This window comes from Shewanella sp. NKUCC06_TVS (assembly GCF_019345515.1).
Lineage (GTDB): Bacteria > Pseudomonadota > Gammaproteobacteria > Enterobacterales > Shewanellaceae > Shewanella > Shewanella oncorhynchi.
In genome coordinates this window covers 73,703-98,036 of sequence record NZ_JAHKQX010000005.1, presented here as the reverse complement: position 1 = coordinate 98,036, position 24,334 = coordinate 73,703, and the positions used below count along the sequence as shown (strand labels likewise).

The 24,334-nt window shown below is 43.9% G+C and carries 21 protein-coding genes and 3 pseudogenes; 18 read left to right on the top strand and 6 right to left on the bottom strand.

The annotated features are described in order from the left end of the window. Positions 1 to 5: 5 nt before the first annotated feature. The 4 genes and pseudogenes from KO531_RS07360 to KO531_RS07345 all read left to right on the top strand — a co-directional run. Positions 6 to 2,513, top strand: a complete 2,508-nt coding sequence (locus KO531_RS07360) for a heavy metal translocating P-type ATPase (RefSeq protein ID WP_219250783.1) — start codon at positions 6 to 8, stop codon at positions 2,511 to 2,513. 83 nt (positions 2,514 to 2,596) lie between these two features. Continuing rightward, positions 2,597 to 2,869 (top strand): hypothetical protein, encoded by a 273-nt coding sequence (locus tag KO531_RS07355; protein WP_219250782.1) that lies wholly within the window; start codon positions 2,597 to 2,599, stop codon positions 2,867 to 2,869. Between the two features lie 20 nt (positions 2,870 to 2,889). Further along, positions 2,890 to 3,387, top strand: a complete 498-nt coding sequence (gene cueR / locus KO531_RS07350; protein ID WP_219250781.1) for a Cu(I)-responsive transcriptional regulator — start codon at positions 2,890 to 2,892, stop codon at positions 3,385 to 3,387. 280 nt (positions 3,388 to 3,667) lie between these two features. Continuing rightward, positions 3,668 to 3,822, top strand: a pseudogene (locus KO531_RS07345) (IS630 family transposase); the annotation flags it as partial. Here the strand turns inward: KO531_RS07345 and KO531_RS07340 are convergent. From KO531_RS07340 to KO531_RS07320, 5 genes and pseudogenes are all read right to left on the bottom strand, one after another. Beyond that, positions 3,818 to 4,178: pseudogene (locus tag KO531_RS07340) on the bottom strand (transposase); the annotation flags it as partial. The pseudogenes KO531_RS07345 and KO531_RS07340 overlap by 5 nt on opposite strands. Positions 4,179 to 5,960: 1,782 nt before the next feature. Next, positions 5,961 to 7,535: a TniQ family protein gene (locus KO531_RS07335; protein WP_219250780.1), complete on the bottom strand. Its 1,575-nt coding sequence runs from the start codon at positions 7,533 to 7,535 to the stop codon at positions 5,961 to 5,963. Then, a complete protein-coding gene (locus tag KO531_RS07330) occupies positions 7,532 to 8,446 on the bottom strand; it encodes a TniB family NTP-binding protein (RefSeq protein WP_006087149.1) in 915 nt (304 codons plus the stop codon). Before KO531_RS07330 ends, KO531_RS07335 begins: the two co-directional genes overlap by 4 nt. Positions 8,447 to 8,455: 9 nt before the next feature. Next, the gene (locus KO531_RS07325; RefSeq protein WP_219250779.1) at positions 8,456 to 10,390 is read right to left on the bottom strand and encodes a DDE-type integrase/transposase/recombinase; all 1,935 of its coding nucleotides are present in this window, start codon (positions 10,388 to 10,390) and stop codon (positions 8,456 to 8,458) included. Beyond that, positions 10,371 to 11,003, bottom strand: a complete 633-nt coding sequence (locus KO531_RS07320; protein ID WP_006087147.1) for a TnsA endonuclease N-terminal domain-containing protein — start codon at positions 11,001 to 11,003, stop codon at positions 10,371 to 10,373. Before KO531_RS07320 ends, KO531_RS07325 begins: the two co-directional genes overlap by 20 nt. A 570-nt stretch (positions 11,004 to 11,573) precedes the next feature. Here KO531_RS07320 and KO531_RS07315 point away from each other — a divergent pair. From KO531_RS07315 to KO531_RS22375, 4 genes and pseudogenes are all read left to right on the top strand, one after another. Further along, on the top strand, positions 11,574 to 11,777 hold the full coding sequence (locus KO531_RS07315; protein WP_063884429.1) for an MbcA/ParS/Xre antitoxin family protein: 204 nt from the start codon (positions 11,574 to 11,576) through the stop codon (positions 11,775 to 11,777). Between the two features lie 283 nt (positions 11,778 to 12,060). Beyond that, positions 12,061 to 12,300 carry a DUF4113 domain-containing protein gene (locus tag KO531_RS07310; RefSeq protein ID WP_251068875.1) on the top strand — a complete coding sequence of 80 codons (240 nt, stop codon included), beginning with the start codon at positions 12,061 to 12,063 and terminating at the stop codon, positions 12,298 to 12,300. A gap of 188 nt (positions 12,301 to 12,488) precedes the next feature. Continuing rightward, complete coding sequence (locus KO531_RS07305; protein ID WP_219250778.1) at positions 12,489 to 13,859, top strand: Fic family protein; 1,371 nt, start codon at positions 12,489 to 12,491, stop codon at positions 13,857 to 13,859. A 634-nt stretch (positions 13,860 to 14,493) separates the two neighbouring features. Further along, a pseudogene (locus tag KO531_RS22375) lies at positions 14,494 to 15,103 on the top strand (tyrosine-type recombinase/integrase). Between the two features lie 316 nt (positions 15,104 to 15,419). On the opposite strand, the gene KO531_RS07290 reads toward KO531_RS22375, so the two are convergent. After that, positions 15,420 to 15,665 (bottom strand): hypothetical protein, encoded by a 246-nt coding sequence (locus tag KO531_RS07290; protein WP_219250776.1) that lies wholly within the window; start codon positions 15,663 to 15,665, stop codon positions 15,420 to 15,422. 992 nt (positions 15,666 to 16,657) lie between these two features. Here KO531_RS07290 and KO531_RS07285 point away from each other — a divergent pair. From KO531_RS07285 to KO531_RS07240, 10 genes are all read left to right on the top strand, one after another. Continuing rightward, entirely contained in the window at positions 16,658 to 17,218 is a 561-nt protein-coding gene (locus KO531_RS07285; protein ID WP_251068874.1) for a DUF4255 domain-containing protein, read from the top strand. 5 nt (positions 17,219 to 17,223) lie between these two features. Then, a complete protein-coding gene (locus KO531_RS07280) occupies positions 17,224 to 18,114 on the top strand; it encodes a hypothetical protein (protein ID WP_219250774.1) in 891 nt (296 codons plus the stop codon). A 17-nt stretch (positions 18,115 to 18,131) separates the two neighbouring features. Then, entirely contained in the window at positions 18,132 to 19,685 is a 1,554-nt protein-coding gene (locus KO531_RS07275) for a phage tail sheath C-terminal domain-containing protein (RefSeq protein WP_219250773.1), read from the top strand. Positions 19,686 to 19,735: 50 nt separating this feature from the next. Continuing rightward, on the top strand, positions 19,736 to 20,209 hold the full coding sequence (locus tag KO531_RS07270) for a phage tail protein (protein ID WP_219250772.1): 474 nt from the start codon (positions 19,736 to 19,738) through the stop codon (positions 20,207 to 20,209). Positions 20,210 to 20,307: 98 nt separating this feature from the next. Beyond that, positions 20,308 to 20,781 (top strand): phage tail protein, encoded by a 474-nt coding sequence (locus KO531_RS07265; RefSeq protein WP_219250771.1) that lies wholly within the window; start codon positions 20,308 to 20,310, stop codon positions 20,779 to 20,781. Positions 20,782 to 20,784: 3 nt separating this feature from the next. Then, the gene (locus KO531_RS07260) at positions 20,785 to 20,955 is read left to right on the top strand and encodes a DUF5908 family protein (protein WP_219250770.1); all 171 of its coding nucleotides are present in this window, start codon (positions 20,785 to 20,787) and stop codon (positions 20,953 to 20,955) included. A 10-nt stretch (positions 20,956 to 20,965) separates the two neighbouring features. After that, positions 20,966 to 21,607 (top strand): peptidoglycan-binding protein, encoded by a 642-nt coding sequence (locus KO531_RS07255; RefSeq protein ID WP_219250769.1) that lies wholly within the window; start codon positions 20,966 to 20,968, stop codon positions 21,605 to 21,607. A 34-nt stretch (positions 21,608 to 21,641) separates the two neighbouring features. Beyond that, positions 21,642 to 23,432 carry a type VI secretion system tip protein VgrG gene (vgrG, locus tag KO531_RS07250; protein ID WP_251068873.1) on the top strand — a complete coding sequence of 597 codons (1,791 nt, stop codon included), beginning with the start codon at positions 21,642 to 21,644 and terminating at the stop codon, positions 23,430 to 23,432. 10 nt (positions 23,433 to 23,442) lie between these two features. After that, on the top strand, positions 23,443 to 23,742 hold the full coding sequence (locus KO531_RS07245; RefSeq protein WP_219250768.1) for a PAAR domain-containing protein: 300 nt from the start codon (positions 23,443 to 23,445) through the stop codon (positions 23,740 to 23,742). A 161-nt stretch (positions 23,743 to 23,903) separates the two neighbouring features. Beyond that, entirely contained in the window at positions 23,904 to 24,320 is a 417-nt protein-coding gene (locus tag KO531_RS07240) for a GPW/gp25 family protein (protein WP_251068872.1), read from the top strand. Positions 24,321 to 24,334: the final 14 nt, after the last annotated feature.

The following is a 24,334-nucleotide window of genomic DNA, read 5'->3' as shown; positions in this document are numbered from 1 at the left end:
GTTCAATGGCTTCTGTTTCCTTGCCACAAAACGCCAATCAATCCGTGTCCGCAGGCACTCGTCTGAGCCTGCCTGTCGAAGGCATGACGTGTGCATCATGTGTCGGCCGTGTCGAGCGAGCGTTGAAAGCGGTCCCCGGAGTGCAGACAACCGTGGTCAATCTCGCCACTGAACGCGCCGACATGACTTTCACCGGCGTAGCCAATCCGCAGGCGGCTGTCCACGCCATTCAGAGCGCTGGCTACACCATTCGCGAAGAGACCATCGAGTTGGCGATCGAGGACATGACCTGCGCATCGTGTGTGGGCCGGGTAGAGAAAGCGCTCGTAAAAATTCCGGGCGTGCTCGAAGCCACTGTAAATCTGGCGACCGAGCGCGCGAGGGTGCGCCATTTTGCAGGGTGCGTCTCCACGGCAGATCTTGAAGCCGCTGTCGAACAGGCGGGTTACAAGCCCCGTCGCTTGTCCGCCGAAACGGCGAATGCTGGCGATCAGGACTCTGAGCGTCGTGAGAGCGAGGCGCGGGCACTGCGACGTTCTTTCATCACTGCAGCCATCCTCACCTTGCCCGTATTCATCCTTGAGATGGGCTCTCACCTTATTCCCGCCATGCATCATTGGGTGATGGGGGCTCTGGGGCAACAGACCAACTGGTATGTGCAGTTCGTGCTCGCCACCCTGGTCCTGTTCGGTCCGGGTCAGCGCTTCTTCCTAAAAGGGGTACCGGCGTTGCTGCGCGGTGCTCCTGACATGAACTCACTGGTCTCGGTCGGCACCGCGGCGGCTTATGGCTATTCGATCGTCGCAACCTTTGCCCCTGAAGCGCTGCCGCAAGGCACTGCCAACGTCTATTTTGAAGCTGCTGCGGTCATCGTTACCTTGATCCTACTCGGACGCATGCTGGAGGCGCGCGCCAAGGGGCGAACCTCACAAGCGATCAAGCGGCTCGTCGGACTTCAGGCTAAGACCGCGCGCGTCCAGCGCAACGGCGAAACGTTTGAAATACCGCTCGATCAGGTGATGACTAGTGACATAGTGCTCGTTCGTCCGGGCGAGAAGATTCCGGTCGACGGCGAAGTCGTCGAAGGTGCCTCTTATGTTGACGAGAGCATGATCACCGGCGAGCCGGTGCCCGTATCTAAAGGGGTGGGAGCCGAAGTTGTCGGCGGCACTATCAACAAGACGGGCGCTTTCAGTTTTTGCGTCACCAAGGTCGGCGCGAATACGGTGCTCGCGCAGATCATTCGTCTGGTCGAGCAAGCGCAGGGGTCAAAGCTGCCGATCCAGGCGCTGGTCGACAAAGTGACCATGTGGTTCGTCCCAGCGGTGATGGCAGCTGCCACGATGACCTTCCTAGTCTGGCTAATCTTCGGCCCGTCCCCAGCGCTGACCTTTGCGCTCGTTAATGCGGTCGCGGTTCTTATTATCGCTTGTCCGTGCGCTATGGGACTGGCAACGCCGACCTCAATCATGGTTGGCACCGGCCGTGCGGCCGAGCTCGGCGTACTCTTTCGTAAGGGCGAAGCCTTGCAGGCGTTGCGCGATGTGAGCGTTATCGCGCTCGACAAAACCGGCACGCTGACCAAAGGACGCCCCGAGCTGACCGATCTCGTGCCTGCCGAGGGATTTGAATACAACGAAGTTCTTGCTCTTGTTGCGGCCGTCGAGACCCGCTCCGAGCACCCGATTGCCGAATCGATCGTCACAGCCGCAAAGCAGTTGAACCTCACCCTTGCACCTATCGAGAGCTTCGACGCAACACCGGGCTTCGGCGTGTCGGCCAAGGTCGCAGGTCGTACCGTCGCCGTCGGTGCGGATCGGTTTATGACGCAGCTCGGTCTGGATGTGTCGAGCTTGCAGTCCACCGCCCTGCGTCTTGGCGAGCAAGGCAAGAGCCCACTTTATGCCGCGATCGACGGCCGCTTGGCAGCGGTGATTGCAGTCGCAGATCCAATCAAAGAAACAACGCCCGAAGCAATCAAGGCGCTGCACGCGCTCGGACTGAAAGTCGCGATGATCACTGGCGACAATGCGGCGACCGCTGCGGCGATTGCCGAGCAGCTTGGCATCGATGAAGTCTTAGCCGAGGTTCTCCCCGATGGTAAAGTCGAGGCGCTGAAGAAGTTCCGGAACAATGGCGCGCGAGTCGCCTTCGTGGGAGACGGTATCAACGACGCACCAGCACTCGCCGAAGCTGATGTTGGGCTCGCTATCGGCACGGGAACCGATGTAGCGATAGAAGCTGCTGACGTGGTGCTAATGTCGGGCGACTTGCGTGGCGTGACGAATGCGATCGCGCTTAGTCAGGCCACGATCCGTAACATTAAGCAGAACCTTTTCTGGGCCTTCGCCTACAACGCCGTGTTGATCCCGGTTGCGGCGGGTGCGCTCTACCCGTTGAATGGCACCTTGCTTTCGCCAATTTTCGCAGCGGCCGCAATGGCACTTTCCAGTATATTTGTGCTCGGCAACGCGCTCCGACTCAAGCGCTTCAGGGCTCCGATGATGGTTTAAACCCACACCAAGTCATTGGCTTTTGGGGTGGTAGCACAAAAGTCACGCTTGGTAGACGAATATTGTTGAAGGAGTAACACAACATGTTTTCACCAAATATGCCCTTGGATCACCTCAAGGACGATTATAGCGACGCCCGAGAACATCTCTTTGCCATTGCAAGAGTCGTCACACCTGAGGTGTTGCGGGACTACGACCATGATATCCATTTGACCACCACATTAGCTCTGAGCAATCTTCAGATGGAATATAGACAACATGAATGCAATCTTAATACCTGTATGCCGACGTGTTCTTTACGCCCAGAGAAATATCTGTGCGTAGGTAAACCTCAGTTTTTGGGCGTATTTGATTAATTTACTAGAAGGAGAGAATGATGAATATTGGTCAAGCAGCCAAGTTGTCCGGCATCTCGGCGAAGATGATTCGCTACTACGAACAGATTGGCTTGATACCCAAAGCTAATCGTTCTGATGCTGGCTACCGAAATTACAGCTCGGCGGACGCGCAAAGCTTTCGCTTCATCCATCGCGCACGCGACCTTGGCTTTTCTGTCGAACAAATCTCGGAGCTTCTGCTCTTGTGGTGCAATCGAGATCGCGCGAGCGCCGACGTTAAGGCGTTGGCGCTCTCCCATGCCGACGGACTGAAGGCGAAGATCGTTGAACTACAAGCTATGGTGCAAACGCTCGAGCAGCTAGCCGAAAATTGCCATGGCGATGGCCGCCCGGATTGCCCGATCCTTGCGGATTTAGCTGAGCCAAGCGCTGCAGCTAAAGAACGTTCGCAAGTTCCACATAGAACACCTCGATTTGGGAGTGACACACCCGCCTCGTCACGCCATCGTCACGCCATCGTCCGCCACGGTGACTAACTCGTGAGCTTCTTCGATGGCGGCGTTTTCCAAGTTAGTTGCCACTATTGACTTACGCATCGAAGAAGCCCAAAAAGCACAATCATCAAGTTCTGTACAAGAACCAATACTAATCAAAACCAGCTCCAGAGGATGACCTATATAATGAATGTTCAATAAAATTACGCTAAGCGCGATAATCATTTTTTGTTTTTCAGCCCCAGTATAAAGCCAACGCCAGCAATACAATTTACATTAATTATGTGGCCTAATTGATATTCGCTTTTTAATTATAAAAAATATGAATAATCCGAACATCGTAGCCTTAGTAAATCGGAGAAAAGTGCACGCAAACGTAGGCGCTATTTAGGCTTACTCCATTTCAGCGAAGGTAATTCTCGTACCGCTCTCGCAAGTATGCTGGTCAGTAGAATCAGTGTGAAACGATGGATAACAGTGTTATGGGAAACCGGTTAGATTGCTGTTTGATGAAACTAAATTTTACTTCATTATTTCTCTCGCAAAGAAGGCGCTGGCCTCGGTGTGCCCCTTGGGTATTTTTATCATTTCTTTCTCCATGCGTAATAATTTTTTTATATACGAAATTTCTTCAACTCATTACGTTCAGACTATTCTAAGGTAAGGCCTTGCTGCAAGGCTTCGTGTTTTTCCTTCCAGTTGTAAAGCAGACTAGTGCTAACTCCAAGAGGCTTTTTCGCATCGGCAACGCTATAACCTTGCTCCAGCACCATCAAGACGGCTTCATCCTTAAATGCCTGCGGATAACTCTTATGTGATTTGTTCAGACTCATATTGACCTCTTAATTTATTGACCATACTGTCTCAAAGTTAAGTGTCCGATGGGATTAGACCAGAACACGCTATCAGGGGCAGTGTTATGGATATCAATCCCATTTAAAAGTCATTCGTATTAATAACTAACCGTAACTGTTCAACATTAAGCTACTCAGAAGTTATGGAGGTTAAACCGCTTAAGTAGGCGTTATCCATAGAAATTTTAATTCTAAATTCACTAATTCGAGCTAAAAGTCTAACTTGAAAATGTCCAGAAATGAGCTGGGTGGGGTCGAGTTGAGATTGTCCGATTAAGTCTAGCAATTTAATCAACGCTGTCAGTTCATATATGAGCTAGTACACATAATGATTTTTGTCCCAAAGAAGGTTAGGGCGCTTCACTCGATATCTATAAAAACTCCTGAAAATGACATATTTATGTCCATAGCGGCTCAAAATCGGCAACATCTTAGTATTTTATTGTGACTTTTGGGACAAGCATAAGCGCGTTGCTAGGTGTTTCTGGCTAGTTTGCGAGTCCAATATACCAAAGCATTCACGTAGCGACGATTAAATTGTTTAAGATACAGTCAAGTGGAACTGGTGATGTGTTCGAACGACTCCGATGTTGATAAATCACGTCATCAACATTACAACAAATTAATAGGTAAGATTAAGCAGTGGAAATATAGCTACGAACCAATTTCAATTAAGCTTGGTAAACCTATGAATTATTGTAAGTAATCATTCTAATGGAGCGACATAATTTGATTGGGGCATTGTTTCATAAAATTCATTTCTAACACGTCATCTATACTTCAAAAGTGTTCGCATAGCTGCGTGTGAGATGCGCTTTGTCAAAAAGCAGCAAACACAAAGTTTAATGCGCTCTGGATGAACAGCTTTGCACCATAATGGAGCAAAGCTGTTGGCGGAGTGAATTATAGCCTTGATATATAATAACAAAAGTCAGACTCACGAAATGACACAAAACTCATTTGGAATGACAAGCCACACACATGTGGCTTGTCATACAAAATGAGTTTGGGAAATGCGTAGAAACAACGAGTTAGAAAATACGATTTTCTTTGGAAGGCTTTAAATTGTCATAATTTATGATTTTAAGCGCTTTTTTGTCAAAGAATATGATTTTAAGCGCTAATAAATTAATCAGCATCTGATTGAAGATGGCCGAAATATGACTTTATTTATATTTAATAATATAGTTTTTTAAGTAATTTATCACTCTATTTTTATCAGAAGTGTAAGCATGGAATTAAAGTGAAGACTATTTGAATTCAACGAAGACAATCTTTTGAGAAAAAATCACGATCAAAATAACTAATTGATTGAGTGCACAGAGAAAGCACTTGGATGCCGTTGTGGAGCAGCTTGATGCACGTCAATGTCATCCTTTGTGATGTAGAAAAGACATCAAAGCTCATCACGGCCGAGTGTTCGTTCATTTTTATCACCATGACCGAGAGGGCCTTGAAGACATGTTGTTCTTAGCGTTGAAGCCATTGAGTAAGCGCCTTGATAAGTTACCATTGACGCGGGCTTTGTTGAAAAAGCTTGGATTGAAGTGAGTGTTGTATAGGCTGCGCGCAATTCGTGCTTATGTTAAATCGGCAGGTTTACCCTGATTTATAGCCGTTTTAAGGCAAAATCGCCCGCAAATGTCGATTTATACGCATTTAATCGGCGATTTAGCGTTGCAACGGCATGAAAGTTTATAACCGTTTGTGGCTCACATTGCTCTTGGAATTGTCGAAGCGTCGCTTCATGCAAAAATGACACTACACCACCCATTTTGGATTGTTTTCTAATTGAAGTTCGGCTCGGCTGTCGGTGAGCATGGCCAATTGCGCTAACTGTTCATGGGTCAAGAGAGTGCAATACGTTGAGCTAAAAATGGGGATAATTTGTGCCTCGGCCATCACACGCTCAACACTATAACGGTGGTAACTACGCAGGTAACACCAGCGCTGTAATGATGAATATTGCACTAACACTGCCTGCAATGACGCGCGTGTGATGTCACGATTGCGGCTGCAGGCAAATAGGCCTGGGCGGATCATCTCCTTCATTCCCGCAAAATGGATCCTCAAACGCCTAGCAACCCACTTTTGCGATTTGTCTTCTTGTGGATCAAATACTTCATTGTCTTCCACAAACTGTTTCACATCCTCAGCGGCCAGGTGGAGTGTTAATTGTTCATTGTAACTGGCCAAGGTTATTCGAAATTTTCCCTGATGGATCCCCTCGAACAGTCGACTGAACTCGATGCCATACATCATGAGCAGTTTGTTAAAACTCTGTTCAGGGTAATAGGCACATTTATCTGGGCTAATACGTGTCTTAAACCAGCGATAAATTTGGCGCATATCATAAGTTCGATGCCGTGAATTGGATAGGTGGTATAGGCTATCAAAATGGCCACTGTCCTCGAGAATACTCAGTTGAACAGCCGTTAAGTCGAGCAGCTGACGCAGGTAAAATGTGCTCACTCGACACGCTAAAGGCACTGTAATGTGTGGATGTTTATTCACTCTGTCGTGCACGGTATAACTGGGCCATGTGGATTGGGTTTCAGCCACCTGAGCCGGTAAGCCACTCAGCTCACGTAAGCTGGTGAGGGGGGACTGCACATGATGTTCACCAAAGAGGCTGAGATAGTGACGATCTTCGGCACATTGTTTGCCCCAAATCAGGTCAAAACGGCCTTGCAACAGGTGAAATGCATCGAGAATGTACTGACTGTCTAGACTCAATTTGTGGTTTGGTGGAAGGGGATCGAGATCGGTCGGATAAATCAGACGGGTGATTGCCCGATGCAATAAGTGCAACCGCTCCTCTGCGCCTTCTTCTTGTTCAATCCATTGTTGATAATCAACATCGATTTCATGGTTGGCGGGTAAAGTGGCCCAGGGTTGTTTGCACTGCAAACAGTGACTAAATAGATGCTGCTGCCAAGTGAGGGGATGCTGACAACAAGGACACTGATCAATGCGTTTACAACGATGTTTTACACAAAATAGCGCTGTCTTAAAGTGCTCGACATGTCGCACGTACGGTGTGGTGCCGATGCAAATAGGACAAAATCTGGGGGAGTGTTGATAGAACATCCGCGCTGGCATGGACCTTGGGATCTCCTCCATGCGCGGTAAAAACTCCGAGTGGGGAAGGTGGGTTAATTGCACTAGGCGGTCAAGCGAGACATCCGGATCGATTTTGGTTTTCTTTATCCCCATGACCAATAAAAATTCGGCCATGGTTGACCAGCCATTGACGGTGGCTAACCGACATAAGTAGGACGGCAGGGATTCGGCCTCATAGGGGCGCAATCTGATGGGTAATGTCATTGCACTCATGAAAAATACCACTTTTCTAATTGGTTGCTCGTGATTAAAAACGGACAATGTGAGATGTCATGATCAGCAATATCACGGAACGCGGTGGAAAAATCGAGTAACGTCGCCTTCTTACCGTCAAGGCTATTCTCGATCACAAACTCCAAAATTTTAATAATGATAGAAATTTTTCCGCGACTGGCGGCAAGGAGACGACGAGCAACATTCGGATCGATGAGATTAATGGTTTTGATTGGCATGAAAGACGCAATCGAGTGGAGAAATGAAACATACAGATCATAGGCCGTGTATTCCTCAGTGATGAGTTCATCAGTCATACTAAAAGGCTTGAGCGTCACCGATTTCGAAAATCGTCGTGCTAATTGCGGATCCATGCTCAATAGTTCTGTCGCGTCAGGCATACCAACGAGGACGACCGGACAGTTTGTTTCGGTCATCAGGTTTTTAACGAGATTGATAACTGGCCGCGTTTTTTTCTGGGCATTACGCTCAGTTAGATGTTGAATTTCATCAAAAATGATGATTTTTGTATCGAGCTCATGGATCAAGGTGGTGATCCGAGTGAACATACTGTTGGCGGTTCCTCTGTCTGGCGTCGGGCAACCCAAGACCTTCAGTAGTGCGGAGCACAAGCTTTTAACACTGGCATCCACAGGGGTCACGACATTGGCGACTGTTTTGTAGGAATGTGTTTCTGTTGCAGGTCGACTGAATCGTTGTTCAAACAGTCTCAGCGCTGTGGATTTACCAAGACCAGAATCGCCAACAATCATCAGCCCAGTCGGATTAAGGCCAGTTGTTTTCAGGCTGCGTTCTAATGCCGCAATCACTGCATTGCACTCAAAGTGGTAAACTGAACGAGATAAAAATGCTGTGGTGATAGGCTTTCGTTGAGGTTGATAGTGATCCATGTGTTATTCCTAGCTGGTTTGGTAATTGATTATTTTAGGGATCACGGCGGATTCTGGGACATCGCTGCCCGTCGGTTTTGCTGGTGATAATACCAGCGCTTGATGAGCCATTTTTTCACGTTTAGTTAACATGTCTTGAATAACATCTTGAGTCAGCGGTGTGTCCATGGACAACGTCTCATCGGCAAGATTGTGGCTCGTTTTTACGTCTCGAGCGGCTTTCTTTTTGCGCTCGAGGGCCTGTTTTGTGATATCGTTGACCTTCAGTTCGCCTGCGTTAGGCATGAAAATTTTCTTGGTCATTTTCAGTTGCAGGAAAGTTTTTCCCCAAGCTAATTTGTTGGTGTTAGGCACAGTTAACACAGATTGGTTTAACGGGTTAATGACCATGATATTACTGGCGTTTAGCTCATCAACATAAAAAGTGACTTTGCCGCGATCACGACTATTCTTTTTTAATTGTTCAAAAAGGTTTCGTAATTCCATGGAATTAAAAAACTGATTTTTATACTGCAATCCCTTTAATTGCTGGAGTGTTCCTCGTTTTTGTTGCCGCAGGTAAAGATCAAATATCGCAACATTGGCAGGCACAATAGCCGGAGAATAGCGAATATGTGTGTTCCACATCGCTATTGGCGTTTGATTTCCTACTCCTTCATGCGCTTCTTGATGGTATATATCATTGATGAGAATACAGACAATCTTTTCGAATTCCTCGACCGTCAGGGTGGCATAGTGCTTTGCTGGGTGATCATAGGTGAAACCATCCGTTAATTTTCCGACATATCCAGGTATCCCCTTGAGTTTGTCGCGTAACGTACGATTAAAGCGTTCAATAAAACTGTGTTTCCAGGGCTGGCGTGACGGCCCAGCGATTCGATTGATCTTGAGTTGAGCTAATAATGCGTCGAATGATTCATTAATGAATGCTGCGCCAGAATCGACGTACAGATCCATGGGCGTACCATGGCATGTCCATGGATTTTCCATAAAGGAATATTGTTGATTGGATTTGGGCAAAATGGCATGGCGTAATGCGCTCACCGCTGCATTAGTGGTTTCTCCTTCTTGGATACTGATATGCATTCCCATAATGCAGCGGCTAAAAGCATCAATCATCAAGAAAATGATCGGCTTCCCAACGATATCGCCCTGTTGATCAACGAGATAAATACCGACGTGAACCGCATCCATTTCACATCTTTCAAATAGCCCATTGACCTGATATTGATGGTTTGCAGTGCGCAGATATTTATTTGCAGCGATCGAACCTTGCCGCCGCCTAATAATAACGCTTTCATCTAATTTTTTTATTTCTCTGTAAAATGTCGATTTTGATATCATTAGGCAGTCAAGTGCCATGCGCCTGTGTTGTTGCATAAGCGTTCGGTAACAATCCGCCGCGTTGGGGCCATTAAGAGTCAGATAAAAACTATCAATGACATCGTCGACGAGAGAACGCATCGCTGCATCGATTCTGCAGCTGAGTGTCAGGTTTGGATCGTGTTTTCTGGAGGCCAGCAGATAGATGAATTGTCTATTATTGTTTAGCCATTTTGAATACCAGCGCCGCAGTGTTGATGTTGATGGACGGCAATTAACCGGTTCATTTAATATCTCTCCGCAGGTCGAAATAGCCATATTGAGTGAACGTATTGCACCTGGGTATTCGAGTTTGTCTAGATAGTTTAGGTAGGTGTTATAACGCCGAAGATCAGCCTTCTGTTGTTCGTTTAGCCAAGATTGGTCAAGATTCAGATTTGTCTTAGGGAGGCTCAAACTTCCTAGTTGATATTCAGACAATAGCTGGTCAATCGATAACACCTGATGATGTTTGCTGTCCACAACCTCTAGTGTCACTAACGTGTCATCGAGCATGACTATCCGGTAGTCACGATTATTGCGACAAATAACCATATTGGCTTTAAAGATTTGTTGAGCCATAAGATCTTTCCAGATGAGTTAATGGGCTTAACATACAAGTTAAGTCGAATGTGTAGCATCGATTTGCTAATAGGATCATCGGATCATAAACATGACATTGATGAGATTCTGCCCAGCTAATGAGACCACAATATGTGATACGCGCGGGTAATTCTTGCATTACCTGTTGGCATTGTTCTGACAGCGTAAGTGACCGGTAATGATAGAGTTTTTTTAGATTTGCAATTGTACTGCCGACATAGATTTGTTCTTCAGTAACGAGCTTTAAACCATTGTCAGAGATGGCGGCAAAGGCTTTTGAGAGAATATCGAATTTTTCAATATTTTTTTGACTACCGAGTTTGTCTTTTGGTTTAATTTCCTCGAAATACACCCCTTTATGTTTATGTGAAATAATGAGATCAGGCGTATAACGTCTATTTTTTCCGTTGACGAGATATGTAAATGACGCCGGTTGGGTATTATAAGCAATGACATCATCCTCAAACTCCAATAGCAATAATCGAGCAACTTCTAGTTCACTATCACAGAAACGTGTAGAATCATTTTTTTGTGAATGGAAATGAATGCGCGCCATCACTTTACTGTGTCGCGGAATTTTTCTGGGTTTCATATTAACCTCGCTTTATGGATAGATATACACATTAGTGATTCAAAATTATTGTGTAAATAAATATTTTTGGCGAACACAAGAGAGGTTTGAATATTTATTGAATATCGTAAATATGTTACCACCCATCGGTGCCTCAGGTTTTCATATTGACTTGTTTATATTTTTCACGAAAACACACGCTGTATTCGAGATCAGTGACGAATGATGGCGCCAAAAATAAACAAAACTAAAATCATAAACTTATGAAGTTCACGCCTATTAATTTCATATTCAATTCGGATATTAGTAATACTTTGACAGTGTGGTTAATTTAACTTTCCTTTTATTTTGCCGCGCACACTTAATTTTATTTGATATATATTTCAATAGTAATGTGTATTGCAGCGTAATATATAGCCTAAAGATATAAGCAGTTAATCGTCCAGAGTGAATTGTTATGCTAAAAAGTATTTTCAAACCTATGAATGCCGCTAAATATCTTGATGAACAGAAAATGATTATGACAGGGCTAATCATTGATGATTTTGCTACACTTGGAATGACACCTTTTACGAGAAGCGAACTAACCTTATGAACTCAACATCACTAAGTACCGAGTACCTATTTAATAGGGCATGTGAAATTTATGGTGAGAAAACCCTCGCTGAAACACTGTTTAATAGTGAAATCCCAGTACTAGGTAACAATAAGCCCATCGCATTAATGCAAACACCAGAGGGCTGTAAATTAGTCAATGAATGGCTAAATAAAATAGAAGCAGGGGAGTATTCTTAGCCTTCAATAGTGCACTGAAACGGCCATGCTCACTTGCGATCCAACATCCCATTAAGCATGCCCTGTAACACAGGGCTATAAATGTCTGAGCTTTCTCGTAAGGTTTTTGCCTGAGCGATTATCAAAGACCTTTTTGACCTTGCCAGATGAAAACCCCAAACACATGTTTTGCTACCTTAATTTATTATCAAACATTAATATCGCTATAACTCATTTGGAAGGGCGTCAGTCTAAGTCTGTTTGTGGTTGAAAAGGGATGCCCAGTTGGCTTGAAACCGCTTGAATGAGAAATGCGCCGTCATCACCCTTACAACATCGGTGTAGTGTTAATCGATTTAGTGAGCATAAACATCGCCGGTTAGATTTGTTCTACGCGCTAAAAGCTAACCCCGCGTTAATACAAATTCTTGATTCTAACAATCAGCGTTACGGCGCAGACACACACTTAATTGCTACTCAAGGTATCGCGCAAAAATGGAACATGCACCAAGACATGCTCACACCACACTGTACGACCGGGTAGAATTGTCTGCCCGAGATAAAGTGATTAGAGAGATTTACACGTTTGCCCTAACTCAATGCATTCAATGAAGCCTCTGTACGTTAATTACTGTAAAGCCATGAATGAAGTTCTATGTAACAAAAAGCTCGTTCAATTCTATCAATTTGATTAATCTTATCTCAATAACTGGATTTTTTGAGATAAAATTTATGTCAGGTCAGTATCTATCACCGCCTGAGTGTCCGTTTAGCACTATCAGTGATGTTATATTTGAGATCCGTAATCATGGTGATGATCCTAATAAATACATGGATTACATCAGTTCATTTCATATCGAGTATCATTCCTTTGATGAGTTTAGACGCAGCGTTAAGCCTAGCCTAAATGTTAATTTCTGTTGGTGGTTAGTTCGGCTACATAGAGACAGTTCGCTAATCAATCTCACCCCGTTAGAAAATAAACCGTTACCACTAAACCTGCCTGAGTCCGTAAACCGATCGCTATCGCAATCTCCTGATTTCATGACATATTGCCGATTTAATCACTTGCATGATTTTAGTCGGGTTTTGTCACAGATTGACCGTTACACCACGCATAGTGCGATGCTTGGGGTGCTTGAGCAAATCGGAGAAAGCGTACATTTTGAGCACTTTAAAAATAATTTGATTGATGATGAGGCTATATCAAGTAGTCAGCTAGAGGGCGCTGCAACAACGACGCTGATTGCGAAAGAAATGCTCCGAAAGAAGCGTAGGCCTTGTACTGATGGTGAGCGGATGATTGTTGGGAATGCTGACTTAATGAATGCAGCGTGGGACCTCAAGGATGAGGCATTCAGTATTGATTTGATAAAAACCTTACATAGAATGGGTACGCAGCACTTAGAGCAAAAAAACTACACCTCTGGGATATTTAGAACCACAGATGATATTGCGGTTGTGAACGCTGATGGTGAGGTCGTTCATCAGCCACCAAAGCATGATGCTATTGAGTGCCTATTATCCCGCGTCGTGAATTGGCTAAACTCGACTGACGATCACATTCATCCGGTTATACAGGCCATTACTCTTCATTTTGTCATTGGCTATGTTCATCCGTTCCGTGATGGTAATGGACGGATAGCAAGAGCTTTGTTTTATTGGTATCTGTTTAAGTGTGGCTATACGGGTTTCCGCTATATTGCGATTTCAGCACTGTTGCAAAAATCGCCCATCAAATACGGTCAGAGCTATCTGGATTGTGAGCAGGACAACTTAGATTTAACCTATTTTATTCGATATCAGTTGAGTATTATCAATCGTGCCATTACTGAATTCGTTTCTGCATACGAGCGTGCCGCATATCGAATGACTGAATTGGCCGAGCAGTATTCTGATTTAGATGATATTGAGAAAAAAATTATTGGTTTTGTTGCTAGTGAGCCTCGTTATTTAAAAAAACCGACGATTACAGCCAGGGAGGCCGAAAAACTACTGGGGCTTAGTTATAACACGGTTAAGCAAAGACTTGATGACATGGTTACTGCTGGAATACTCAGGCGTGAAAAAATAGGTAAAGCGACAGAATATTTTTTAGGATGAAAATCATCAGCTGCGTTGTCACGTGAAGACAGATGAGATTTAACGGAACATACAACTTTATGAAAATGTCTGGCAGACCCTCGTTGGAGTATGCGTTGCGTTAATCTTAGATTTCTTCGTGGTAGTTGCTCACAATCTTAATGCGCTTTAGCCCCAATCATAGAGTCAGTAAGATACTGATGATCTTCCTTAAGATGAAACAGTTCCAAATTTTCTTATGGTGGGTACTGAAAGGGCGAATCTATCACGCTCATTCACCCTCGAATATCGCGTTTCTATAAACGATAAAAGCCACATTAAGTGGCTCTCTTACGCGCTACCTGCGGTCAATACGCTATGCGCGGAAGAGAACAGGGCTATTTGAATTCATCTGTCTACGAGTGGAGCCGAAGCCGCGTTTCTCATAACAAGCTTTAGTCGTATATTCTTGGAACCGGAATCTGTCGAATTTAAATCTGGCTATTCATACTGAGTGAGAATGCTGGCAAAGTTATGCCCCAAGACGTATTATCGAGGCTAGTTATCCATTCGTGACAATTAGCCTGTTGACCAAGTTTTATTCATGCCCCTGTAATCTAAATTCCCTCTTTAATACTAAGCTTAAAAGTGGCCCCGTTTGAAATAGGAGGTCGTTATGAGAAAGTCAATTAAACACAACCGGATCGGTGTGAAAAAGCCTTTTAGGCTTGAGGAGATTTGGCGTATTAGAACCCGCTTAAAGCTCCAACATAACCTGATGGAACTGACACAACTTAACCTTACTATCGATACTTGCTATCGATAGTAAGTTAAGAGCAAGTGATTTGCAGCCACTTAAAGCCTGTGATGTTTCATCAAAAGACAGTATTGACAAATGAGTAAGGCATGTTCAGAAGAAAACGAGTATAGAAGTTCAATTTGAGATAACGCTCAGAACACAGCAAAGCCTGATGAAGTGGGTTTCTGCGGAATCGTTATCATCCAATGATGACTTTTTCCCTAGCCACTGACGTAGCGCACAACCCATCAGTTATGCCTATTTATAGGCATATTGTAAGAACTTGGGCTGAGGAATTAGGCTTGGCCCCGACTTTTACGGGACACACTCAATGCGGAGAACCAAAGCAACGTTTGTATATGCGAAAACCAAAAATATTCGAGCGGTACAGCTGTTACTCGGTCATTCCAAAGTTGATAACACAATTATGTATTTGGGTGTAGAACAGGAAGATGCGCTACAACTCTCAGAAAGCACAGAATGCTAACTGTTTATTACTCGACAGAGTTTGGATGGCTTGAATTCTTCAGTATTTTCAAATCCTTATATTTACTGGGTAATTAAGAATGAAATGTGATTGTGTCCACGAGTGACTCAATCATATTGCCTCAATGTTTGTGCACTACATACCTGTAAAATTTCATCCGCCAGTGCAAAGCCATCTGGGCAAGCTCTAGACAACACTATTGCCCCTACAGCTTGCGCAATTGCTCCTATTTTACGTGTTCTGGATTCGCGATATTCGCAGTCACTCAAGTTAGTATCATTTGGTCCTTGCGTGGCTAGGCGGTTTTCAATTCTGCTTAAAATGTTTTTTTAAGGGTCAGAATGATGTCCAGCATCAGCACAAAGAGCAGCCATGGTGCAGCCGTGAACTGGGTATCACGATACTCGCGGGATAGGTATTTTTGCACAAAAGAGACGATATTAAAATCAGATAGTTGTGCGTTTGATAGTGTAAAACTGTAGGGCGCCGTTTCTGCCATCAAGTCCGCTTTAGAATGAACATGCTGATAAAATCCCCCATAAGTAAATCCTGCTGTAGACATTAACTCTGTGATGCCCACATCATTGTAACTACGCTCATGGTTTTCTTGGTCTGTGTACCATCTCCTCTAAAAATCAGATTCAGATCAAGGTATAGAGCAAAATGGACGATGACCCATGATGTATTCTAATCTTTATAAAGTGTTTTAATTCAATATGTTGTGTTGGATTGTGCGTTTGCTTTGATGAAATTTTGCATCTTTTACGTTACTTAGTGGATAAAATTATGATGCTGTAATATAGTGTTATTGTTATATTTTATATGCTGCGTTTGGGGAATGTGAAGTATTTAGCCGCTGCCAAGGATATGTTGAGGTTACTTTTTAACAAATCCATGAATTAATTGGTATTTTTGCGATCTTGATGTTCTTACTCATCTTAAGATACCAACTTTCAAGCTAAAATCATCAATGGAAGCAATACAATCAAGTTTTAATCAGTCGTGGTTTGGTCATTTTGGGCCTCCTGGGTTGATTGATAGTATCTATTGATGTCGATACGCGGGAGAGTCTATGGTCAATAGCTTGGCTGTGAAAAACTCAAAACGTCGCTTATGTTTACTGTTTCGCATAAAAGTAATTGTCGCCGAAGTTAATCTTGTTTCGGTAAGTGCTAATGAAGTGCTTATAATTTTGCTTAACCTCTTACGATTTAAGATCAATTAGGTATTGGCAGATGGAGCTTTTGACACTAAGGATTGCGACTAGTATGAGGGTAAATGCAGATGTACTGTCGTTGAATCACTGTAAAGCTATGATAAATGGATAACGACTTATCAGCAGCGTGCTTTGCTTTAGACAGCTATAGGCTGATATAAACCGTTGGATAACCCAATGCTCAGTTTGCGCAATTATAATGGTTAATTTGGCAAAGCGTTGGTTGAAGTAAAGGCTAAAAAAAGTGATTAAACTGGGTATCACTGCTAGTCAGCAGTAGCTTAAGGGATTATTGTTTTTTAAACCTAGTAGAGGGAAAAATCTTGCTAGATTCATGTATGGAAACTATAGCATATAGCCTTAATCAACATCTAAAAATTCGATTTCAATTATCTGAAGACATAGTTGTCATTTCTAGTCTAGCTAATCAAGACGGAAGTGTATGTTCGAATGTAAATAATAAAATAGTGTTATTTATCACTAGTATAGAAAAAGAAACGTCGATGGTTCAAGCAAGCAGAGAAATTTCACATTCGAAATATCTTATGGCCAAACCTATTTTTATCAATCTGTATATTATGGTTTCTGCGAATTTTACTGGAAGTAATTATGGTGAATCCCTTAAGTTTATTTCAAGCGTAATAGCATTTTTTCAAGTAAATTCAGTGTTTAATCATCAAAATCATCCAGATATGAACAAAGGGATAGATAAAATCGTTTTGGATATAGAAAATGTTCCGATCCAAGATTTGAGTAGTATATGGGGAATGCTAGGAGCAAAGTATGTACCTTCAATTCTTTATAAAGTTCGTATGATCACTATAGATGCCAAAGCTGAAATCTCTCGAATCAATGAAATATCCGAAATAGATACAATTACTAAACAAGAAGGTGGTTGATGGTGATGGGTTATGCACCACTTTTCTCAATCAGTTTAGGTCATCAGTATTTTGCCTCTTCGCTGTGTGAAATAGTATCTTTTCATCCCACTGCCGCTACTTTGCTGCAAAGCCGCAATACAGGTATTATTTTTAAGCCGACGGTTGCAGGTATTAACGTTTTGTTTGATAGAGAAAAAAAGCTAGTTATGCAGCTGTATGTCCAAGATGATGCTGAAGGGCTGTTACTAGAGTTTTACGGTATATCGAGAGATGCAGTCTTAAGCGATATTTCTTTATTTCCGCTCATTAGAAGAGATGACATCATTATTTTAGAGAAACCTTTAACGACAGCATTAGAGGCAAGACTTGATGGCGATTCAAATTATCCATTGGCGATTGATCTTGTGATTTCGCCTATGGATTTTTGCACTAAGGAGTCATTGGTGTCTTATTCTCAGAATGAAGCGGTTCGATTGGGTTCTGGTCCTGCTTTTTTTCTTCGAGTTCAGTTGTCGAGTCAAGATTTGGCGGTTATTTTCGATAGGGACAGTTCAAGAAGTCGGACTGTGAATTTTACTACCGTCATAGAAAATAATAAGAGTATTTGGGAGTATCGAGTAAATACCCTAAATATAAATGATAATTTTATGATTGTGGACAAGGAAGAGTCAGTGTTTTTTGTTTTAAAGCATATTGAAGATGCCGTTGATGGAAAATTTACTGCAGTATTTAGGAGTGATTCTGAAGTTGAGTTGAAAGAGTACTCTGAGAACTATTTTCAACTTATTGAAAAACGGGCCAATGGAAATAAAGTGGTTATCCGTCGTTTACCTATGGCTCAAGCTGGGAAAGGCTATCAAGAGGTCGTTGATAATAAATTAATAAGGGTTTCTGAAATTTTTATTAATTGCTAACTTTAAAGGAATAAATAATGGGCGTAATGAAAACACCTGGTGTGTACATAGTTGAAAAAAATGCATTTCCCAATTCAGTGGTTGAAGTGGCAACAGCGGTGCCAGCTTTTATTGGTTATACCCAGAAGGCGGTGAATGGTAATAAATCTTTAGTTAATAAACCTTGGCGAATTACCTCAATGGCGGAGTTTCGTCGCTATTATGGTGAGGCTCCAGAGCCTTTATTTGAGATAGCTGAAAGGCCTGCCGATGCAACTGAGGATGCTGCATTTGTGCAGGGGGAAAAGTTCTATCTAGTGTCGCAATCTAATAACAAATATTTACTCTACTTCAGCATGATGCTGTTTTTCCAAAATGGTGGTGGTCCTTGTTATATCGTCTCCGTGGGGAATTATAGCAGCGCTGTGGAAGCGGCTAAGTTGCAGGCGGGCATTACTCCGCTGCTGAAGGAGCAGGAACCCACTATGGTGGTGATCCCTGAGGCGGTGCTGTTGGCGGAGGATGATTGTATCAGTGTACAGCAAGCCTCTTTGGCACACTGTGGCGGTACCATGCGTAACCGAGTGGCAATTCTCGATGTGTGGAATGGCTTTCTAGACAGGCAAGATCCAACAGGTGATTGCATTGAAAGCTTTCGCTCTAAACTAGGCATTAATTATTTAGATTTTTCAGCTGCTTATTATCCTTGGCTGCACACGACCATAGTGCAAGACAGTGATGTTAGTTTCCAAAATATTGCCAATATCGACGTGCTTACTACGTTATTGAATACCGAGGTGGCGAGTAATTTTGTCGATCTTGAAGGACTCAATGACGAGCAGCTTGCCAGCCCTGGGAATAAACTGCGTGTGGCAAAACGGGATCAGATGTTAACCGAAATTACTACACTGGCGAGTGTGATGGGTGATGCTGAGGTGTTATTGCTGCATAAGACATTGACTTCTATGAGTCCACTCTATTCTAGTATTTTGTTGGATCTTAAGGGAAAACTGAACCTCCTGCCGCCAGCTGCTTGTATGGCGGGTATTTATACTATGGTCGATAACGCCCGTGGTGTGTGGAAAGCGCCAGCGAATGTGAGCCTTAATGGCGTAGTTTCCCCAGCGGTAAATATCTCCCATGATGAGCAGGAAGATCTTAATGTCACGACTCAAGGGAAGTCCATCAATGCGATTCGATCTTTCATTGGTGAAGGAACTTTAGTGTGGGGGGCAAGAACTTTAGATGGTAATAGCCTCGATTGGCGCTATATCAGCGTGCGCAGGACCTTAATCATGTTGGAGGAGTCCATCCGTTTGGCCGCTAAAGCGTATGTATTTGAGCCAAATACAGCCAACACCTGGGCTACCCTTAACAGCATGATCAGTAATTTCTTAACGGGTATTTGGAAGCGCGGCGGGCTTGCCGGTTCTGTCCCCGCCGATGCTTTTAGTGTCAGCGTGGGCCTAGGTAATACGATGACCAGCGAAGATATATTAGAGGGAATATTGCGTATTACCGTCCTTGTTGCTGTGACCCGTCCGGCTGAATTTATTGAGATCACCTTCCAGCAACAGATGCAAAAGTCTTAATGAGCTAGCCGCGTTATGCATTTATTCTAGAAAAAGTTAAGGAGAACGATATGTCAGATGATGGTTCAAAACAATCCGCGAATGTGTGGCCTATGGCTAAATTTTATTTTGAAGTTAAATGGGCTGGCGGGGCCGGTGAAGGAATGGTGTCATCTTTTCAAGAGGTATCAGGATTAGATGTGGAGGCTCAGATCATCGAATATCGAGCTGGAGATAATAAGATTTTCTCTACCATAAAAATGCCGGGCATAGTGAAGACCAGTAATGTCACATTGAAGAAAGGGATTTTTGCTAAGGATAATAAGTTTTTCGACTGGTACAGCAAAATTAAGTTGAACACTGTTGCCCGTACAGCTGTGACTATTAGTCTTCTTGATGAGACTGGCTCTCCTACTATGGTGTGGACGTTAGCCAATGCTTGGCCAACAAAAGTGACGGGAACAGATTTAAAGTCTGATGGCAATGAAGTCGCAGTAGAAACGATAGAGTTAGCCCATGAAGGTTTAGCTATAGTCAATAAGTAATTTCAATCGTGTGCCTGGTTTTCATCTGTTCAGCATTTAGCGCTTGAATACTGGTTAAGGTAGCAGGCCCATCCTTTGGTTAATTAAGGATAACGTTTATGCCCGATGGTTCAACCCAAGATGCAGGGATCTGGCCGGTTCCTGCGTTTTACTTCAAAGTCGCTTTTCATGGCGCTAAGAATAAATCCGACACTTCATTTCAAGATATTTCTGGTATAGGGTCTAAAATAGAGACTGAAGATTATGTAGAAGGTGGGGAAAATCGTTTTGTTTATCAATTGCCTAAGTCAATAAGTCACAGCAATTTAACCCTAAAGCGCGGCATCACTAAGCTTGATTCATTCCTAGTACAGTGGTGTAAAAGTTTTTTCGACGGCGATTTTAATGTTGCCCTCGAACCTAAAGATTTATCGGTGCACTTACTCGGGGAGAAAGGCACTGTAATTCGCAGTTGGAATTTTTTTCAAGCTTATCCCGTTAATTGGAAGGTCGATAGTTTTAACTCAACCAAGAATGAAGTGGCAATTGAAGAGGTGGAATTGAGTTACCAATATTCAAATAGGGTGATTTAATCAATGTCTATAGAGATTAAGCAATTAGTCATTAAGTCGAATGTTGTCGAAGGCACGGATAGTGCTAATTTATCCTTAGTGACAGAAACTGAATTGGCTGAGCAGAAGGAACAATTATTAAAATCTTGCCTGCAGCTTATTCAGCAAAAACGGACTGAAACACGCGAGCGTTAAGGGGGGGGGAATGGCGAAAAAAATGAGCATAGAGGCGGCAGATGGCTCGAGCACATTTGAGCTGATGCTAAACCCGAGCAGTTTTAATCATGGCTACAACATCAATTATGATGATAAGAGAAAAAAACCATTGGGCAGGGCTTCTGCCGAGCTTAAATTCGCCGGTTATGAATCCGAAACAATTGATTTTACGACCATATTGGATGGCACTGGCGTGGTGAAAACCACCAAACCAATCGATGTAAATAAGCAAATTAGTGATTTTAAAAAAGTGATTTATAGCTATGTGGGTAATAAGCATGAGCCCAATATCGTGCACATTATCTGGGGGACGCTCTATTTTATCTGTCGTTTAACCAGTTTTAAGGCCGAATATGTTCTCTTTAAGCCCGATGGCACGCCCCTACGGGCGAAGTTGAGCCTCGCTTTTTCAGGCTATATGACCAATAAAGAAGAAGCGCTGGCGTCGAAACGTTCATCGCCTGACTTAACCCATGTTATTGAATTTAAAGCTGGCGATACGTTACCGCTGCTGTGCCAAAAGGTGTACCAAGATGGGTCTTACTATATGCAAGTAGCGAAGGCTAATCATCTTGCCAGTTTCAGGGACATTAAACCTGGTACTCAGTTAATTTTTCCTCCCCTCATTTAGGGAATATTGCGCACTTTATAGGGCTGAAATTGATATGGCGGCATCCCCATTAGCCAATAGCGATGGTGTGGTCAATTACAACATTACCGCAGATGGTAACGCGTTGAACGAGAATATCAACGTACTCATGATTGATATTAGCTTTGGGGTGAACCAAGTCCCCAGAGCCAGCTTTGTGGTCAGCGATGGCGATATGCCAGATAAGGATTTTCCTTTAAGCGCTGAGTCTTGCTTTAAACCAGGCACCAAGATTGAGATTAAAGCGGGTTACGGTAGCGATGTCAGCTCCATTTTCAGTGGCATCATTATTGGCCTTGGGATCACCATAGGAGGTAATAACCACTCGAGTTTAGTGATTGAATGCAAAGATATCTGTGTGGCGATGACGATAGCCAGAAAGAGTGCTAACTACATCAAGCAGAAAGACAGTCAGATTTTAGCAACCATCATAGGCCAGTATTCAGGGCTGAGTAATCAAGTGACGGCCACAGATTCTGAATACGCTGAGTTAGTGCAATTTAACTGTACCGACTGGGATTTTATGCTGGCGAGGGCGGAGGTAAATGGTTATTTGGTCTGTGTTGACGCTGCTAAAGTGACTGTGGGTGAGCCGAATGTGAGCGGTGAATGCGTATTAACTGTCACCTACGGGGAAGATCTTATCGACTTTCAGGCTGACATCGACGCGCGATATCAGTTGTCTTCGGTAAAAAGTGTCGGTTGGGATGTCAGTGGGCAAAATAGCCTAGAGCAAGAGGTGATGGCTCAAACACTGAATAAACAAGGCGATCTATCTGCGACCGATCTTGCCAGTACCTTATCCCTTTGTGAGTTTCGGCTGCAAAGTACTAATACCATGGACAGCGCATCGCTTAAGGCGTGGGCTAAAGGCCAGCAGATAAAATCTGCTTTAGCCCGCATACGGGGCAGAATGAGTTTTCAAGGCAGTGCGGCGGCTAAAATCAATACTCAAATAGAAGTGCTAGGGGTCGGAAGTCGTTTTAATGGCGCGGTATTCGTGAGTCGGGTACGCCATGAAATCGCCGATGGTCAATGGATGACGGAGATTGAATTTGGTATGTCGTCCCAGTGGTCGAGCGAGCACAGGGACATCACAGCACCGCCTGCCAGTGGCGTTTTGCCTGCGGTGGAAGGATTGCAAATTGGCATAGTGATGCAGCTCGATGGCGATCCTATCGGGCAGAACAGAATCCAAGTTCAAGTTCCTGTGATGCAAGCTTCAACGCCAGGTATATGGGCTAGACTCGCCAACTTTTATGCTTCTAAGGGCATCGGCAGTTTCTTTATTCCTGAGGTGGGTGATGAGGTGGTGTTGGGTTATTTCAATAACAATCCCAGTGAGCCAGTGATTTTAGGCAGTCTCTATAGCAGTCAAAATCCGCCGCCTTATACGCTCACCGCGGATAACGACACTAAGGCGATTGTGACTAAGAGCAAGTTGAAGATTGAGTTTAATGAACAAGACAAAGTGATTACGATTATTACACCAGAAAACAATCAGATAGTGATTAGTGATAAAGACAAGTCCATCATTTTGCAGGATCAAAATAATAATAAGGTGGAACTCAGCAGTAGTGGCATCAGTTTAGATAGCCCTAAAGATATTACGATCAGTGCTAAGGGAAGTCTCACGCTAGATGCTGTCGGTGAAGTCAGTATCAGTTCTAAAGCCGATTTTAAAGCCGCAGGCATGAATATTGAGCAAACGGCTCAGATAGGGTTTACCGCCAAGGGCAGTGCAACCGCTGAACTGTCGGCATCGGGGCAGACCACAGTCAAAGGCGCCATGGTGATGATTAACTAAGGATTGACTTATGCCACCCGCAGCAAGGATCACTGACATGCATGTATGTCCTATGGTAACACCGGGTTTGCCGCCCATTCCCCATGTCGGTGGACCCGTGGTTGGTCCAGGCGTGCCGACGGTATTAATTGAAAAACTGCCCGCGAGTGTGATTGGTGATAGCTGTGTTTGTGTTGGGCCACCAGACACTATCGCTAAAGGCTCGTCTAGCGTGATGATTGGTGGCAAACCCGCAGCAAGATTAGGTGACACAACAGTTCATGGCGGCAACATAGTTTTAGGCGCATTGGCCGTCATCATAGGTGGCTAGGTAAAGTAATTGCTGGCTAGTTGATGTGAAGTGTTATTGGCGTTAATGAATTAATAAATACATACCCCAAGTCATTGAAGTTGCAGCAAGATGGCCATTTAAAGCCGCCGCTTCAAGCGAGAAGGGTATAAGAGAAGAACTTAGATTTCATGGAGGGAGTCATGGGCGTGAATAAGTCGTTTTTAGGCACAGGTTGGCGTTTTCCACCCGAATTCGCAGGATCTGGAAGGCAAGCCGCTATGGTTAGCGAAGAGACTGATATCACAGAGAGTATCGCTATTTTACTGTCGACCAATCCAGGTGAGAGAGTGATGGAGCCAGATTATGGCTGCGGTATTAAAGCTATGGTATTTGAAGAAATTAACCTCGCGACTATTACTAAGCTCACCCATGTTATCGAGCGAGCGATTCTATTTTTTGAGCCGCGTATCGACTTAGAATTGATTGAAATTGTGACCGATTATGCGATGGAGGGCCGGTTGGATATCAGCTTAGATTATCGAGTGATCACGACGAATGCTCGGCGCAATATGGTTTACCCCTTCTATATTATGGAGGGTACTCTGGTTGAACTCTAATGCTGTGATATCCA